The organism is Devosia elaeis, assembly GCF_001650025.1.
Taxonomy (GTDB): domain Bacteria; phylum Pseudomonadota; class Alphaproteobacteria; order Rhizobiales; family Devosiaceae; genus Devosia; species Devosia elaeis.
The window spans coordinates 30,113-45,350 of the sequence record NZ_LVVY01000024.1; the positions used below are offsets into that span (position 1 = coordinate 30,113).

At 65.7% G+C, this 15,238-nt stretch carries 16 protein-coding genes and 1 tRNA gene; 10 read left to right on the top strand and 7 right to left on the bottom strand.

From position 1 onward, the window contains the following. Window positions 1-154 precede the first annotated feature (154 nt). The 4 genes from A3840_RS01315 (at window position 155) to A3840_RS01330 (ending at window position 4,104) form a co-directional block, all read left to right on the top strand. Window positions 155-1,195: a Bug family tripartite tricarboxylate transporter substrate binding protein gene (locus A3840_RS01315; protein WP_067450727.1), complete on the top strand. Its 1,041-nt coding sequence runs from the start codon at window positions 155-157 to the stop codon at window positions 1,193-1,195. 203 nt (window positions 1,196-1,398) lie between these two features. Beyond that, entirely contained in the window at window positions 1,399-1,929 is a 531-nt protein-coding gene (locus tag A3840_RS01320) for a tripartite tricarboxylate transporter TctB family protein (protein WP_067450730.1), read from the top strand. An 11-nt stretch (window positions 1,930-1,940) separates the two neighbouring features. After that, on the top strand, window positions 1,941-3,467 hold the full coding sequence (locus A3840_RS01325; protein WP_067450733.1) for a tripartite tricarboxylate transporter permease: 1,527 nt from the start codon (window positions 1,941-1,943) through the stop codon (window positions 3,465-3,467). Continuing rightward, entirely contained in the window at window positions 3,415-4,104 is a 690-nt protein-coding gene (locus tag A3840_RS01330; RefSeq protein WP_165603100.1) for a TetR/AcrR family transcriptional regulator, read from the top strand. The genes A3840_RS01325 and A3840_RS01330 overlap by 53 nt, the downstream gene beginning before the upstream one ends. Before the next feature lie 176 nt (window positions 4,105-4,280). On the opposite strand, the gene A3840_RS01335 is transcribed toward A3840_RS01330, so the two are convergent. After that, window positions 4,281-4,991, bottom strand: a complete 711-nt coding sequence (locus A3840_RS01335) for a PadR family transcriptional regulator (RefSeq protein WP_067450739.1) — start codon at window positions 4,989-4,991, stop codon at window positions 4,281-4,283. Window positions 4,992-5,164: 173 nt separating this feature from the next. Then, window positions 5,165-6,163 (bottom strand): complex I NDUFA9 subunit family protein, encoded by a 999-nt coding sequence (locus A3840_RS01340; protein WP_067450741.1) that lies wholly within the window; start codon window positions 6,161-6,163, stop codon window positions 5,165-5,167. A gap of 150 nt (window positions 6,164-6,313) precedes the next feature. Between A3840_RS01340 and A3840_RS01345 the strand changes: the two genes are divergently transcribed. Continuing rightward, complete coding sequence (locus A3840_RS01345) at window positions 6,314-6,676, top strand: GFA family protein (protein WP_067450743.1); 363 nt, start codon at window positions 6,314-6,316, stop codon at window positions 6,674-6,676. 57 nt (window positions 6,677-6,733) lie between these two features. Continuing rightward, window positions 6,734-6,818, top strand: a tRNA-Leu gene (locus tag A3840_RS01350). A gap of 52 nt (window positions 6,819-6,870) precedes the next feature. Here the strand turns inward: A3840_RS01350 and A3840_RS01355 are convergent. Next, window positions 6,871-7,245, bottom strand: coding sequence for a VOC family protein (locus tag A3840_RS01355; protein ID WP_067450745.1), 375 nt, complete (start codon window positions 7,243-7,245; stop codon window positions 6,871-6,873). A gap of 11 nt (window positions 7,246-7,256) precedes the next feature. Then, the gene (lnt, locus tag A3840_RS01360) at window positions 7,257-8,873 is read right to left on the bottom strand and encodes an apolipoprotein N-acyltransferase (RefSeq protein WP_067450748.1); all 1,617 of its coding nucleotides are present in this window, start codon (window positions 8,871-8,873) and stop codon (window positions 7,257-7,259) included. A gap of 297 nt (window positions 8,874-9,170) precedes the next feature. Here lnt and tsaB point away from each other — a divergent pair, with 297 nt between their 5' ends. The 4 genes from tsaB (at window position 9,171) to A3840_RS01380 (ending at window position 11,545) form a co-directional block, all read left to right on the top strand. Beyond that, a complete protein-coding gene (gene tsaB / locus A3840_RS01365) occupies window positions 9,171-9,779 on the top strand; it encodes a tRNA (adenosine(37)-N6)-threonylcarbamoyltransferase complex dimerization subunit type 1 TsaB (protein ID WP_067450751.1) in 609 nt (202 codons plus the stop codon). Next, window positions 9,776-10,255, top strand: coding sequence for a ribosomal protein S18-alanine N-acetyltransferase (gene rimI, locus A3840_RS01370; RefSeq protein WP_067450754.1), 480 nt, complete (start codon window positions 9,776-9,778; stop codon window positions 10,253-10,255). Before tsaB ends, rimI begins: the two co-directional genes overlap by 4 nt. A 90-nt stretch (window positions 10,256-10,345) precedes the next feature. After that, complete coding sequence (locus A3840_RS01375) at window positions 10,346-10,726, top strand: Fur family transcriptional regulator (RefSeq protein WP_067450821.1); 381 nt, start codon at window positions 10,346-10,348, stop codon at window positions 10,724-10,726. Window positions 10,727-10,741: 15 nt separating this feature from the next. Continuing rightward, entirely contained in the window at window positions 10,742-11,545 is an 804-nt protein-coding gene (locus tag A3840_RS01380) for a lysophospholipid acyltransferase family protein (RefSeq protein WP_067450757.1), read from the top strand. A gap of 9 nt (window positions 11,546-11,554) precedes the next feature. Here the strand turns inward: A3840_RS01380 and A3840_RS01385 are convergent, their stop codons facing one another. The 3 genes from A3840_RS01385 to A3840_RS01395 form a co-directional block, all read right to left on the bottom strand. Next, window positions 11,555-11,812: a hypothetical protein gene (locus A3840_RS01385; RefSeq protein ID WP_067450760.1), complete on the bottom strand. Its 258-nt coding sequence runs from the start codon at window positions 11,810-11,812 to the stop codon at window positions 11,555-11,557. Between the two features lie 215 nt (window positions 11,813-12,027). Continuing rightward, window positions 12,028-13,335: a nicotinate phosphoribosyltransferase gene (gene pncB, locus A3840_RS01390; protein WP_067450763.1), complete on the bottom strand. Its 1,308-nt coding sequence runs from the start codon at window positions 13,333-13,335 to the stop codon at window positions 12,028-12,030. Window positions 13,336-13,556: 221 nt separating this feature from the next. Beyond that, entirely contained in the window at window positions 13,557-15,227 is a 1,671-nt protein-coding gene (locus tag A3840_RS01395) for a glycoside hydrolase family 3 protein (RefSeq protein ID WP_425388827.1), read from the bottom strand. Between the last annotated feature and the right edge of the window lie 11 nt (window positions 15,228-15,238).

Consider the following 15,238-nt stretch of genomic DNA (forward strand, 5'->3'; position numbering starts at 1 on the left):
AAAGCTTGCTGACTGACAATTGCTTAGCGATATTTCGACGAAGCCGAAAGCTCACCAGACAGTTACTTCTCGCTTGACAGCATGGCGGATCGCTCGCAAGCTCCGGCATGAGAGCCATAAGAAGCGGCCTCGTGATTATGGGAGGATTACGACGATGAAGCCTATGCAATTCGTCCTGGCGTCGGGCACGGCCCTGATGACGCTGGGCGCGACCCTGTCCTTCGCGCAGGACTGGCAGCCGGACCGGCCGATCAACCTGATCGTGCCCTGGGGCGCCGGCGGCTCGACCGACCAGGTCACCCGCGTCACCGCGCCCATCCTGGCCGAGGCGCTGGGCGTGGAAGTGGTGGTGGTCAACCAGCCGGGGGCCTCGGGCGCTATCGGTACCCAGGAGGTGCTGAACGCCCCCAAGGACGGCTATACCTGGACGGCCAATGCCATCGCCAACAATGCGACCTATTCTGTCACGGGCCTCTTGCCCGATACCGATATCGACGATTGGCACATCTATCTGTCGGTCGCCAACGTGCCGGTGGTCTCGGTCCCGGCCGACAGCCAGTTCACCGATTTCGGCCAATTGCTGGAGGCCTTCCAGTCCGATATGGGCCGCGGCATTTCCGTGGCCACGGCCGGCATCACCTCTTCGGGCGGCACCGCCATCGCGGCCCTGTCCGGGGCGGCCGACAATTTCGAATATAACATGATCACCTATGACGGCGGCGGGCCGGCCGCCATCGCCACGGCATCGGGCGAAGCCATGGTCACCACCCAATTGGCGGTGGAACAGACCGAGCTGATCCGCGGCGGCCGCCTCAAGGCCCTGGCCGTGCTGTCCGACCAGCCGCTGGTGCTCGAAGGCGTCGATCCGATTCCCCCGATCACCAATTGGCTGCCGGACATGGAACTGGCCCCCGATTATTTCGGCATCTTCCTGCCGGTCGGCGTGCCGGAGGAAGTCGTGGCCACGCTCGACCGCATCTGGGGCGAGGAGGTCGCCAATTCGGAGGCCATCAAGACCTATGCCGAAACCTTCGGCGCCGTCTTCGCGCCCTCCTATGGCGCCGAGGCCCGGGCCCTGGCCATGCCGGTGGTGATCCTGGAAGCCTGCGACGCGGTGGAACGCGGCGAGGCGGTCAACGATCCCTCCACGATCGGCATCGACTGCGAGACCCGCACCGAAGTCGGCGTGCAGTAAGATCGAGGGGGCAGGAGCCGGGCTTTCGGTTTCTGCCCACCCTCCCCCTTGCGGGGAGGGTAGCGCCGCTGGGCCCGAAGGGCCCTGGCAAAGCTGGGGAGGGGGGCGGTCCGTTGACCATTGATGGACCCCCACCCTCATTCCCTCCCCTCAGGGGGGAGGGAGGCGAAGGAGCCTTTGGCTCCTCATTCCAAGAGACATTCATGACGACCGAACCCACCATTCCCGCCGAAGACCCCGCCCGCATTCGCGCCGATCTCATCACCGGCATCGTCCTGGTGGGCCTGGGGCTCGTGGTCACCTATCTCTCCTGGACCATGGACCGGCTGGAAGTGCGCCGCATCCATCCCTCGACCATTCCGGGCCTGGTGCCCATCATCCTGGGCGTGGCGCTGACCCTGTGCGGTGGTTTGCTGGCCTTCCGCTCGGCCAGGCTCGACACCAGGCATGCCGGGGCGGCGCTGGTCCGCGTCCTCGTCTCCTGGCAATCGGTACGGGTGCTGGCCGTCCTGGGCATGGCGCTGGTCTATACGCTGGGCCTGGTCGGCCGCATGCCGTTCTGGCTGGCCTCGGCCCTGTTCATCTTCACCTTCATCACCCTGTTCGAAACCGTGCTGGCGGACCGGCCCAAATCGCTGCCCTGGACGCTGTTCTGGGCCCTGGTCGTGGCCTTGGGCGCCGGGCTAGGCATCCATTACGTCTTCGGACAAATCTTCCTCGTGCGACTGCCCTAGGACCAGTACCCATGTTTGACGGTCTCATTCTCCTCGGCCAGGGCATTGCCCATTTCCTGACGCCGGCCGGCCTGTTCAATGTCGCTTGGGCGACGTTGCTGGGCCTGGCCATCGGCATCCTGCCCGGCCTCACCGCCACGATGGGCGTGGCCCTCCTGGTGACGCTCACCTACAAGATGGCGCCCGACCAGGCGATCCTGACGCTGATGTGCGTCTATCTCGGCGCCATCTATGGCGGCAGCCGCACGGCCATCCTGCTCAACATCCCGGGCACCCCGGCCAATGCCGCCGCCACGCTGGACGGCCATCCGCTGGCCATGCAGGGCAAGGCGGGCCTCGCCATGGGCCTGGCCACCACCTCATCCACGCTCGGCACCCTGGTCGGCATCTTCTTTCTCGCCATCATCGCGCCCATGCTGGCCGAGGCAGCGCTCAAGTTCGGCTCCTATGAATTCTTCTGGCTGGCTTTGTTCGGCGTGGTCATTTCCGGGCAGATGACCGGCTCGGATACCCCGCTCAAGGGCTATATCGCCGGCATTCTGGGCCTGCTGGTCGCCATGGTGGGGATGGAGACGCTGCATGCCTATCAGCGCTTCACCTTCGGCATTCCGGCGCTGGGCGCCGGCGTCGACCTGATCCCGGCCATGGTGGGCGCGTTCGGGCTGGCCGAAATCCTCTCCACCATGAAACGGACCATGGTGGGCCATATCGCCCCGGTCAACGACCGGGTGATCCCGCGCCTCAAGGAAATCTTCCAATATTGGAAGACCATCATCCGCTCGGGCATTATCGGCACCTTTGTCGGCATCATTCCCGGCGTCGGCGAGGATGTGGGCGCCTGGTCCTCCTATGCGGCGGCCAAGAAGGCCTCCAAGCATCCCGAGGAATTCGGCAAGGGCAGCCAGGAAGGGCTGATCGCGGCGGAAACCGGCGACAATGCCGTGGTCTCGGCCTCGATGATCCCCACGCTCACCCTGGCCCTGCCCGGCTCGGCCGCCGCCGCGGTGCTGATCGCGGCCATGATGATCCACGGCATCCGCCCCGGCCCGATGCTGATGATCGAGAATGCGCCCTTCCTCTACCAGGTCGTGGCCATGCTGCTGCTGGCGACCCTGGCCAATCTGATCTTCGGGCTCTCGCTCACCAAGGTGTTCATCAAGGTGCTGTCGGTGCCGCGCGAAAGGCTGATGGCGGTCATCTACGTGCTCTGCGTGGTCGGCTCCTTCGCCATCACCCAGCGCATGTTCGATGTCTATGTCATGCTGTTCTTCGGCATTGTCGGCTTCATCCTGCGCGAGATGAAATATCCCATGGCGCCGCTGGTGCTGGGCATCGTGCTGGGCGATCTGCTTGATCTCAACCTGCGGCGGGGCCTGGCGCTGACCAATGGCGATCCCAGCCCCTTCTTTACCCGGCCGATCAGCGCTGTTATCTGCCTCATCATCATTCTGACCATCCTCATGTCCATCCCGGCGGTAAATCGACGTGTCCGAGCCCTCTTCCCCCGCAATCGCGGAGACGTCGCAGCCCAAGGCTGAGACGGCCAGGCGTCCGCGCAATTCGGCCAAGACCAAGGCCTCGATTCTCGCGGCGGCGCGGGTGGAATTCGCCGATCGCGGCTTCGAGGGGGCGCGGGTGGATGCGATTGCCGAACGGGCGGAGGCCAATAAGCGCCTGCTCTACCATTATTTCGGCAACAAGGAGGAGCTGTACCGGGCGGTGCTGCTCGACGCCTATCAGGAGATCCGGCGCGGCGAGCGGGCCTTGTCGCTCGATCAATATGATCCGGTGCAGGCCATGGACCGGCTGGTGCGCTTCACCTTCCGGCACTTTCTGGCCAATCCCTGGTTTCCGCGCCTGCTCGGCACCGAAAATATCGAGAATGCGCGGTTCCTCAAAACCCTGCCCGACATCAAGGCGCTGCATTCGCCCCTGGTCGGGCAGATCGCCGCCATCCTCGAACGCGGAGCAGCGGCGGGGATTTTCCGGCGCGATGTCGATCCGGTGCAGCTCTATATCTCGGTGGCGGCGCTCGGCTTCTTCTATGTCTCGAACACGGCGACCCTCTCGGTGATCTTCGAGCGCGACCTGTCCAGCGTCGGCATGGTGCAGGAGCGCGAAGCCCATGCCGTGCAGATGGTGGTGGATTTCCTGAAGACCAAGCCGGGAGCCTGAGGGCGATCGGCCTCTTCCTTCTCCCCTCAGGGGAGAAGGTGGTCCGAAGGACCGGATGAGGGGTTGAGCATCGCGGCTTCGCCGACAGGCTTTCACCCCTCACCCCAGCTCTGCCAGTCGCTGCGCGACGGCGCCGCTACCCTCTCCCCTGAAGGGGCGAGGGTACGCAGGCGGGACTAAATATCCACCTCGTCATCGCCCAGCCCGTCCACCTCTGCGGCGGCGCGGCGGAGGATGTCGGCGGCGCGGCGCTGCTGGTCCTCGCTGCCCTTGCGGGCTTTCTTGAGCGCCTGCTTGAGCGCCTTGCGGGCCGCTTCCAGCTCCGGCACGGCGTCGTGCATGGGCCGGTCGTGGTCCGGACGGCCGGGGCGCTCGCCCCAATGGGGCGGCACATTGCCCTCTTCGGGCCGGCCTTCGGCGAAGGGCCAGTCGGCGCGGACGAATTCGCGGAACCGGTTCATCTGCTCGCCGGTGCGGGCCAGGAAATCCAGGGTGGAGGCCACCGCGTCGCGGTTTTCCTCCAGATGCGCCTTGCCCTCGTCGGTGATGGTATAGAGCTTCTTGTTGCCATCGGCCGAGGAAGTGACATAGCCGGCTTCCTCGAGGAAGGTCAGCGCCGGATAGACGATGCCGGGGCTGGGCGAATAGACGCCGTTGGAGCGTTCCTCCACTGCCTTGATCAGGTCATAGCCGTGGCGCGGCTGCTGCTCGATGAAATAGAGCGCCACCAGCCGCAGGTCGCCCGAGGCCAGCATGCGGCCGACGCGGACATTGCCGCCCCAATTGCCGAATTCGTCATCGGCCATGCGCTGCATGCGGCCCCAGCCGCGCCGCGCCATCTGTTCCAGCTTGCGCCAATTGGGCTCGCCGTCTTTCCAATAGGTCATGATCTATCTCCAGATATATCGCAAAAGCCCTTCGCCCCAGGAGATCGGCGCGCCCGAGACCAGTTTCAAGATATATCTTGGAAGAATCTTTGTGCCGGGCCGGTAAGTGGCGCCCAAAACAAAACACCCCCGGACGATCGTCCGAGGGTGCCCCGTTCAAACTGGCTATTCGCTCAGGCCGAAAGCGATCCATGCGCAGCCGGCTTGCTGTCGCGGTCGAATTCGCCGTGGCGGCGGAAGCGCCACATATAGGTGGGCAGGACCGCGTCCATGGAGACCGGCTCAATGCCGAAGGCGGCAAAGGTGCGTTTGTCCTTGCGGGCCTGCTCGGAGACCACATTGTCGACGCCCAAGAGGTTCACCTGGTCGGCGGTGATCAGCGGCTTGAACGGCAGGATGCCGATAAGTGCGGCGCCGAATTTGGCGAGACCGGCAGGGAAGGGCACGAGCGGGCGGTTGCGGCCGGCCTCGCGCAGGATGCGCTGCATCAGCGCCTTGTGGCTTTCCACGTCCGGCCCGCCCAGCTCGTAGACGCGGCCGGTCTTGACCTGGCCTTCGGCGGCCAGCGCCAGGGCCTCGGCGACATCGCCGACAAAGACCGGCTGGAACAGCGTTTTGCCGGCAATCAGCGGCATGATCGGGAAGAGCCGCGCCAGCGTGCCCATGAGATTGAAGAAGCCGTCATCCTGGCCGAACATGATGGAGGGCCGCAGGATCACCGCCTCGGGGAAAGCCGCCAGCACCGCGGCCTCGCCACGCAGCTTGGTATCGGCATAGGCGCTGATTCCGGCCGCCGCATCGACGCCCAGGGCCGACAGGTGCACCAGGGCAGCGGCGCCGGCATCCCTGGCCGCGCGGGCGACGCGGGCGGCGCCGTCCACATGCACGGCCTCGAAGGTCTGCTTGCCCTTTTCATGGCCGACGCCGACCAGGTTGATGACGATATCGGCGCCCGCCACGGCGCGGCGCACCGAGGCCTCGTCGCGCAGATTGGCCTGGATGGGCATGACCTGGCCCACCGTGCCGAAGATGCGGGTCTTGCCCGCCAGATCGGGCCGGCGCACGGCGACGCGGACGCGATAACCCTTGCGCGCCAGGATCTGCACCAGATGGGTGCCGACAAATCCCGACCCACCGAAAATGGTGACGAGCTTTTGGGCGTAGCGATCCATCTTGGGGGCTCCAGCAGAGGCAAAAAGTCTATGCCGCTTCTAGCGCAAGCGGCTCGCCCCTGTCGAGCCTTGCCGGAGCGGCATTTTATGCGCCCGGCTTGACTCCTTCCGGATTTTTGTTCTTTCTTTGTTCCAATAAGGAGACTCGAAATGCCCCAGATGCAGACTTATCACGGCAAATGCCATTGCGGCGCCGTCCGCTTCAGCGTGGAGACCGATTTCGCCAGCCTGGGCGATTGCAATTGCTCGCGCTGCCGGCGGCTGGGCTGGATCATGCAATCGGTGCCGGCGGACCGGTTCGCGCTGCAGACGGGCGAGGAGAACCTGAGCCTTTATCATTTCAACAGCGAAAAGATCGATCACCTGTTCTGCAAGAGCTGCGGCATCCAGTCCTTCGCGCGCGGCACGGACGGGCAGGGCAACGAGCTGGTCATGGTCAATGTGAACTGCCTGGACGACGCCCCGCCGGTCGATCGCAGCACCATCAAGCACTGGGATGGTGCAAACTTCTGAACAGGCGCTGCAAAGCGATTGACATTAGCGCGAGGGCACCCTAGTTACTCGCCCGTCGCCCAGATGGCGGAATTGGTAGACGCGCACGGTTCAGGTCCGTGTGCCGCAAGGCGTGAAGGTTCGAGTCCTTTTCTGGGCACCAATTTCAAAACCCCGCAACCGCAAGGCTGCGGGGTTTTTTGTTTCGTGCCAGCCTATTCCGCGCAGACGCAGAAATTATTGCCCTCGGGATCGTTGAGCACGATATAGCCCACCCCGCGCCGCACCAGGCTGGCGCCGAGGCCGATGAGTCGGGCGGCCTCCGCCTCGATGTCGCCGGCGGCAATATCGAGATGGACGCGATTGCGCGCCGGACGGTCGCCGCGCCGCAGATGAATGCAGAGCCTGGTGCCGGGGCCGGCGATCATGACGCTGGGATCGGTCTCCGGCGTCAGGCCGAGCGCGGCCAGGCGGGCGATTTCGGCCGCGTCATAGGGCATGATGTCATAGCCCTCCAGCGCCGCCGCCCAGAAGCGCGCCAGGCCGGCGGGATGATCGGCATCAATGACGATATCCTTCAGCCGGCCCATATCCCCGCCCCCTAGCTCGGCAAGCGCCGGCGCCCCCGGCGCGAGGCGACCAGGCCCACCAGCATGCCGGCCAGGACGGCGATGAGGAAGGGCCAGTGCCGCACCTGCGCGAAGACGGTGCCGGGCAGTTTCTGATGCGGCCGCAGGTCGAGCGCGGCCATTTCCCCCGGCGCCAATTGCGCGGTGATGCGCCCCAGGGGATCGGTGGCGAAGGTCAGCCCGGTATTGGCGGCCCGCACCAGGCTCATGCCCTCCTCCACCGCCCGCAGCCGCGCATGATGGGCATGCTGGGCCGGGCCGATCGAGGCGTCGAACCAGGCGTCATTGGTGAGGTTGAGCAGGAATTGCGCCCCCGCGACCTCGCCGAGATCGCCCGAAAAGATGATCTCGTAGCAGACCAGGACCAGGGCCGCCGGGGCATTGGGCAGGGCCATGAGCCGGCGTCGCGCATCGCCATGCGACCAGCCCTCGGCCCCGGGCACGAATTGGGTAATGCCCAGCCGCGAAAAGAAGGAGGCGAAGGGCAGATATTCCCCGAAGGGCACCAGATGCGCCTTGTCATAGGAGGCGACCACTTCGCCGTCGCTATTGATGGCGACCACCGAATTATAGGGCGGCTCGCCCGGCAGGGCGCCGTCCAGCTCCAGCGGCCGGCGCGGCACGCCGGCGATCAGGCTGGCCTGCTCGGGCAGCATGCGGGCAATGCGGGCCAAAGCTTCGGGATAGGATTCGAGGAAGAAGGGCAGGCTCGATTCGGGCCAGACCAGGTGGGTGATGTCGGCCAGGCCCTGGTCGGAGGGGTCCATGCGCATGTCCGAGAGCATAATCAGCCGGTCGATCAGCGCCACCGGATCGACATTGCCGAAATCGGCATGCTCATAGACCAGCGGCTGCACCAGGCGCAGGGCCACGTCCTGCCGCTCGGTGGAGACATTGCCGCTGAGCCGGTTCCAGCCATAGCCGAGCTGGGCGGCGATGACGAGCAGGGCCAGAAAGAGCGGCGCCAGTCGGCGCGACCAGGGGCGCTGGTCGGCCGGCCAGATCAGGGCCGGCGTCATGGCCAGGAGCGGCGCGAGGAAGGTCAGGCCATAGACGCCGATCACCGAGGCGAGCTGCATCATGGCGTCATTGCCGGTGAGGCTGTAGCCGAGCAGGTCGAAGGGAAAGCCGGTAAAGACATGGCCACGCAGGTATTCGGCGGCGGCCAGCCAGGCCGAAAGGGTCAGGATGCGGGTCCAGCCATGGCTCCAGAACAGATGCGCGCAGGCGCTGGCCAGGCCCCAGAACAGGGCTATGAGCGCCGCCAGGGCGGCCACGGCGAAGGGCATGGCCCACAGCACCCAGCCGCCATCGACGAAAAAGGCGGCGCCCAGCCAGTGGAAGGCGACCAGGAAATAGCCCCAGCCAAAGGCGAAGCCGATGGAAAAGGCCGGCCCGAAAAGCCGCCGCCAGCCCCGGGGGCGTTCGGCGCCGTCCAGCGCCCAGACCCAGACGGGCATGGCGAGGAACAAGAGCGGCAGCAGGAAGAAGGGCGGCACCGACAGGCCCGCCAGCGCGCCCGCCACCAGCAGCAGCAGGAAGCGGCGCCAGCCCTGGCTCAGCATGGCGGTTTCGGCCAGCCAGGTCATGGCGGCAAAAGGGACGAATCACGGCGCATGCGGGCAAGGTGGTCGCAGCCGGGATAGGCGTCAAGGTGGTGGACTTGGCGCCGGGCCGGGGATAGGAGTGCGAGCATGCGTCGGTATCCCCCTCATCCGGCGCGGAGCCTGTCCTCGGGCGCCACGCGACCCGTGGGCGCCACCTTCTCCCCGAGGGGGGAGAAGAATGGGTCGGCGCCCGGTCCGGCACGATGCCTGTTCCTCTCCCCCTCGGGGAGAGGGTGGATCGGCCGAAGGCCGAGACGGGTGAGGGGGATGCGAGGCCCCATGTCCAACCTCACCCTTGCCATCGACACCGCCGCCCCGCGCCTGCAATTGGCGCTGGCCCTGCCCGATGGCCGCACCGATGTGCTGGTGGAGGACATCGCCAAGGGCCATGCCGAAATCCTGTTCGACCGGCTGGCCACCCTCCTCGCCCGCAATAACGTCACCTACGACGATCTCGACCGGGTCGCCGTCACCACCGGGCCGGGCTCCTTTACCGGGCTGCGCATCGGGCTTTCCGCCGCGCGCGGCCTGGGGCTGGCCCGCAAAATTCCGGTTCTGGGCATTCCGAGCCTCCTGGCCATTTCGCTTTGTGTCCCGTCCGGCCCGATTGCCGTCTTTATCGACGCGCGCCGGGACGAGGCCTATTTCGAGCTTTTTCCGGCGCCGGGCCGGATCGGGGACGGCCCGCGCCTGCTGCCGCTCGAGGCGGCCCGCGCCGCCATTCCGGCCGATGCCACGCTGATCCAAACCCCCTTTGCCGATATCGGCGCCATGGCGCGCTTTGCCGCCGGGGCCGATCCCCTGGCCTTTCCGCCGCACGCCACCTATATCCGCGATGCCGATGCCAAGCCGCAGGACGCGGCGCGGATCGCGAGACGCGCGCCATGATGAAATTCTGGATGGCCCCGGGGGGCCTGCATATCGAGCCGGGCGAAACCCGCGATGCGGGGGAACTGGCCCGCATTCACCGCCAGGGCTTCTATCGCGGCTGGCCCATGGAGGAATTCGCCCATTTCCTCGCCGACAAGGCCACGCCCGCCTATATTGCCTGCGATGCCCGGCGCCGCATTGCCGGCTTCGCGCTGATCCGCACGGTGGCCGACGAATCGGAATTGCTGACCATCGCCGTCGATCCGAAATGGCGCGGCAAGGGCATGGGCAGGGCGCTGATGGATGCGGTCTTCGCCGATCTCATGCTGTCGCCGGCCCAGCGCATGTTCCTCGAGGTGGATGAGCAGAACCATGCCGCCATCCGCCTCTATGAAAAGCTCGGCTTCGAGCGCATTTCATCGCGAAAAGGCTATTATTCCCGGCCCGACGGCTCCAGCGCCACCGCGCTTGTCATGGCGCGCGATCTTGGCTAACCCGGTCGGACCGAATTCAGGCCAGGGAGCGATGGCGTGAGCAAGAACCCATCCGAGCCGACGCTCGAGGAAGCCTGCGTGGCCCGTGGCATGCGCATGACCGACCAGCGCCGCATCATCGCCCGCGTCATCGAGGGCGCGTCCGATCATCCGGACGTGGAAGAGCTCTATCGCCGCGCCTCGGCCATCGATCCGCGCATTTCGCTCTCCACCGTCTACCGCACGGTCAATCTCTTCGAGGAAGCGGGCCTGGTCACCAAGCACGATTTCAAGGATGGCCGCGCCCGCTTCGAACTGATCCCGGACGAGCATCACGACCATCTCATCGATATCCGCAGCGGCACCGTCATCGAATTCCGCAACGAGGAAATCGAGGCCATCCAGGAAGTGATCGCCAAGCGGCTGGGCTACAAGCTCGTCGATCACCGGCTCGAACTCTATGCCGTGCCCATCGGCGACAAGAAGGCCTGAGGCGGCCGCCTGCATATGATCTTCCGGACGCTGTTCTTCCTCCTGGTCTTCCTGCCCTTCCTCGTGGTCGTCATCCCGCTCCAGGCGCTGATCCTGGCGCTGCGCCTGCCGTTCTGGCAGGTGCTGCCGCGCCTGTTCCATCGCCTGGGCTGCCTGTTTCTGGGCCTGCGGATCAATGTCATCGGCCAGCCCTCGACCGGGCGGCCGACCCTGATGGTCGCCAACCACATCTCCTGGACCGATATCGTGGCGCTGGGCTCGGTGGCCGACGTGACCTTCGTGGCCAAGCGCGAAGTGGGGCAATGGCCCTTCGTGGGCATGATGGCCGATCTGCAGCGCACCATCTATGCCGATCGCACCCGCCGCTCGGAAACCGGGCGCACCGCCCAGGCCATGGGAAAGCATATGGCGAGCGGCAATGCGGTGCTGCTCTTTGCCGAAGGGCAATCCGATATCGGCACCCATGTGCTGCCCTTCCGCTCGGCGCTGATCGGCGCGGCGCAGCATGCCATGATCGAGGCCGGGGCCAGCGACGTGGTGATCCAGCCCGTCACCATCGCCTATACGAAATTGCAGGGCCTGCCGGTCAGCCGCAACGAGCGCTCGCTGATCGCCTGGATCAAGTCCAAATCGGTCAGGCAGAATATCGTCGACATCCTCTCCGGCCCGGTCAAGGACGTCACCATCGCCTTCGGCCAGCCCATGCCGCTCAACCAGGGCGACAATCGCAAGGCGGTGAGCAAGGCGGCGGAAATCCAGGTCCGCGCCATGCTGGTGGCCCTCAATCGCGGCGGCAAGCTGCCTGACTCCGCGACCTAGCAGCAGGATTCACCCTTGCGGCGCACCCAGGTGCTGCTTCAGCCGGCCCACGATATCGGCCGCCTTGACCATCAGGCCGAGCTCGACATCCTCCTCGCTCATGCCGGCGCGCACGTCGAGCCAGACCGGCACCAGCAATTCGTGCCGGATCTGCTGGCCGCCAATGGTCTCGGCCAGCACGGCCTTCACCTTGCCGGTCACGCGATGTTCGAGGCGGGGATGGGGCTGGCGTTCGGCCAGAGCGATATCGATTAACTCAAGACTCAATTCATGGCTCCGTGGAGCCCCCGCGATCAGACTGACCCCGGATGGTTCACGTGGCATTAACGTCGGTGCAGCCGTGGCGGTTCTCCACAGCGGGGCAGGTCGGTCCAACCTGTTGCGAAAGCGCATCACAGCCGGGAGGGCGGGACGATGCGGCGAGGCCGGCTGAAAGCGCAGCGGGCCCCGCTTAGTCCGATTCTGCGCCTATCGGAAGGTCTTTACACCTTCACGGCATGCTCCACCCGCCCGGTATCGCCGAAAACCCGCAGATAGCGGTCGATTTCGGCCGCATCGCCGGTGGCCTTGGCGGGATTGTCGGAGAGTTTCACCGCCGGCCGTCCATTGGCCTCGGAGACCTTGGCGACGATGGAGATGGGCTTGAGGCCGGGATTGGGCTCGGGGGCGCAATCCTCGAAATCATTGGTCAGATTGGTGCCCCAGCCGAAGCTCATGCGCACCTTGCCGTCGAAATGGAGATAGGCTTCCTCGATCATGTCGACATCGAGCCCGTCCGAGAAGATGAGCAGCTTTTCCCTGGGATCGCGGCCGCGCGCCTTCCAGAAGTCGATGATCTTCTCGCCGCCCTCGATGGCCGGGGCGCTGTCGGGGCGGAAGCCGGTCCAGTCGGCGATCCAGTCGGGAGCATCGCGCAGGAAGGCATCGGTGCCGAAGGCATCGGGCAGCACGATCAGCAGATTGCCCCCATAATAGCTCTTCCAGTCCTGCAGCACCCGATAGGGGGCCTCGCGCAATTCCTCGTCCGAGCGCGCCAGGGCCGCCAGCACCATGGGCAATTCATGCGCATTGGTGCCCAGGGCCTCGAGATCGTTGTCCATGGCCAGCTTGACATTGGAGGTGCCGGTCATGTTGGCGCCGATCCCTTCCTTGAGCGCCTCCACGCACCAGCGCTGCCAGAGAAAGGAATGCCGCCGCCGCGTGCCGAAATCGGAAATCTTGAGATCGGGCAGCTTCTGCAGCCGCTCGACCTTTTCCCACATCCGCGCCTTGGCCCGGGCATAGAGCACGTCGAGCGTGAAGGGGCCGTAGCGCTTCATGGCGGCGCGGGAGCGCAATTCGTTGATGATGGCCAGGGCGGGAATTTCCCACATCGTGGTTTCGAGCCAGAGCCCGGGAAATTCGAGCACGAATTGCCCGTCGCGCTGCTCCAGCCGGTATTCGGGGAGCTGGAAATTCTCCAGCCAGCGCAGGAAGCCGGGCTGGAAGATCTGCTTGGACCCATAAAAGGTGTTACCGGCCAGCCAGATCATTTCCTTCTTGGAAAAGCGCAGCGTGCGGCAATGGTCGAGCTGGGCCCGCAATTCCTCGATATCGATCTCCTCGGCCAGTCGCACCGAGCGGGTGCGGTTGATGAGACTGAAGGTGGCGTCGACCTTGGGATAGAGCCCCCAGATCATCTGCAGCATCAACAGCTTGTAGAAATCGGTATCGAGCAGCGAGCGGATGATCGGATCGAGCTTCCAGGTGTGGTTGTACACCCGGCGCGCAATATCGGTAAAAGTAGCCATATTCGCCCCACTTCGCGCCAATGTTGTAGCGCGCAGAGATCAGGATTGGGAAGGTCGGCCTTTCGACACGCCCCGATGCGGCACCGCCCCCTTGACGGGGGAGGATGGGAGGGGGTGCGGGAGCCTCGATGTCCGCGCGTGGGAGCATCCCTCCCCAACCCTCCCCCGTCAAGGGAGGGTGCCCATCGCGCGTGTTGCGCCATCTGGCCCCGTCTCTACGCTCAATATTTCCCCTGCTCGCTGCCGCAGAAGGGGTCCACCGGGCTGGTGCCGGTAAATTCGATCCGGCCCAGCAGCGCCTCCACGACGGCGGCCTGCATGTCCTCGTTGGAGCCATAGGCATTGACATAGGTGGGCACGCGCGGCGCATCGTGGAGGTAATAGGGAAAGCCCAGCGACACCATCAAAGTGGGGACGTCGTGCCAATAGCGCTTCATCGCCCCGAAGACCGAGCCGGTCAGGTCCTTCCAGTTGAGGAAGATGCGCTGCCGGGTCAGCAGGGTTTCCTCGGCCAGCAGATAGAGCACCAGGTCGAACTGTTTCGGATCGACCGCCATGCCCGGCCCATATTCGGTCACCTCGAACCCTTCCTGGCGCAGCAGGTCGGGGATGGAGAGCGGCAGCGGGGCGGGCGCGAAGGGCTGCACCGCGCCGGTCGAAAAGATCAGCACCCGCCTGTGCCGCGCCGGCGACAGCGGCAGCAGCTTGGCGGTATCCTTGACCAGGGTGGGCACGCGCGCCGTCACCTGCCGCGTCGTCTCCTTGCTCTGCGACCGGGCCATGATCACTTCCGCCCGGCTCAGCGACAGCGGATCGCGCTCCCGATGCAGGCCCAGGGCGGCCTTGAGCGCCAGCACCCGCGTCACCGCCTCGTCCACCCGCTCCTGGCTCAGCCGCCCATCGGCCACGGCCTTCACCAGATACATGAGGTCGGCATTGGGATCGTCGGAGAACAGGATCACGTCGCAGCCGGCAATGATGGCTTGCGGAATGGTCTCTTCGCGCGGGCCCCAATCGCCGAAGCCGGCCATGGGCGTGGCGTCGGAGACGATGAGGCCGTTGAAGCCCAGTTTCTCGCGCAGCAGCGTCTGGTTCAGCACCGGGCTCAGCGTCGCCGGGCGAAAGGCCTCGGCGCCGGCATCGGGATCCAGGTCGCGCACGAAGGCGGGAAAGGCGATATGGGCGGACATGACGCTCATCACCCCCGCCGCGATGGCGGCGCGATAGAGCCGGCCGAAGGTCTTTTCCCATTCCTTGAGCGTCAGCGGATTGACCGTGGTGACCAGGTGCTGGTCCCGATCGTCATAGCCTTCGCCGGGCCAGTGCTTGACCGTGGCGGCGACGCCCTGTTTCTGGAAGGCGGCGATCTGGGCCAGGGCATGCCGGGCGATCCGCTCGGGGTCCGAGCCATAGGACCGGGTGCCGACAATGGCGCTGCGCCAAGCCTGGTTGATATCGATGACCGGGGTAAAGCTCCAGTTGAGCCCCACGGCCCGGGCCTCCTCGGCCATGATGGTGGAGATCGCCGTGGTCGCCTCGACATCATCCACGGCGGCCAGGCCCAGCGGATTGGGCACTTCGCTGCCGAAGGGCAGGCTCATGCGGCTGCCTTCGAGATCGGCGCTGACCAGCATGGGCACCGGGCCGGCGCTGTCGATCTGGCCCATCAGCCCGATTTCGGCGGCCAGATCCCCGCTATAGAGGCGCGTGATCCCGCCCGGCTTGAAGCTGCGCAATCCCTCCATGGCCGTTTCCGGCGCCTCGCGCGACAGCAGCACGAAAAGCTGGGCCAGCTTGTCGCGCGGCGACAGCCGGTCCCGCGTCTCGTGCACCCAGGCCATGCCCGCATCATCGAGATGGAAGGGGGCGGCGGCAAGATCGATGGCGGCCAAGGACAGGCTCC

Bases quoted from the DNA above. Each gene is read 5' to 3' on its own strand.
- A3840_RS01340 (WP_067450741.1), bottom strand. From the start codon at position 6,163: ATGGATCGCTACGCCCAAAAGCTCGTCACCATTTTCGGTGGGTCGGGA.
- A3840_RS01320 (WP_067450730.1), top strand. From the start codon at position 1,399: ATGACGACCGAACCCACCATTCCCGCCGAAGACCCCGCCCGCATTCGC.
- A3840_RS01375 (WP_067450821.1), top strand. From the start codon at position 10,346: ATGCGCATGACCGACCAGCGCCGCATCATCGCCCGCGTCATCGAGGGC.
- A3840_RS01355 (WP_067450745.1), bottom strand. From the start codon at position 7,245: ATGGGCCGGCTGAAGGATATCGTCATTGATGCCGATCATCCCGCCGGC.
- A3840_RS01325 (WP_067450733.1), top strand. From the start codon at position 1,941: ATGTTTGACGGTCTCATTCTCCTCGGCCAGGGCATTGCCCATTTCCTG.
- A3840_RS01345 (WP_067450743.1), top strand. From the start codon at position 6,314: ATGCCCCAGATGCAGACTTATCACGGCAAATGCCATTGCGGCGCCGTC.
- tsaB (WP_067450751.1), top strand. From the start codon at position 9,171: ATGTCCAACCTCACCCTTGCCATCGACACCGCCGCCCCGCGCCTGCAA.
- A3840_RS01335 (WP_067450739.1), bottom strand. From the start codon at position 4,991: ATGACCTATTGGAAAGACGGCGAGCCCAATTGGCGCAAGCTGGAACAG.
- lnt (WP_067450748.1), bottom strand. From the start codon at position 8,873: ATGACCTGGCTGGCCGAAACCGCCATGCTGAGCCAGGGCTGGCGCCGC.
- rimI (WP_067450754.1), top strand. From the start codon at position 9,776: ATGATGAAATTCTGGATGGCCCCGGGGGGCCTGCATATCGAGCCGGGC.
- A3840_RS01315 (WP_067450727.1), top strand. From the start codon at position 155: ATGAAGCCTATGCAATTCGTCCTGGCGTCGGGCACGGCCCTGATGACG.
- pncB (WP_067450763.1), bottom strand. From the start codon at position 13,335: ATGGCTACTTTTACCGATATTGCGCGCCGGGTGTACAACCACACCTGG.
- A3840_RS01380 (WP_067450757.1), top strand. From the start codon at position 10,742: ATGATCTTCCGGACGCTGTTCTTCCTCCTGGTCTTCCTGCCCTTCCTC.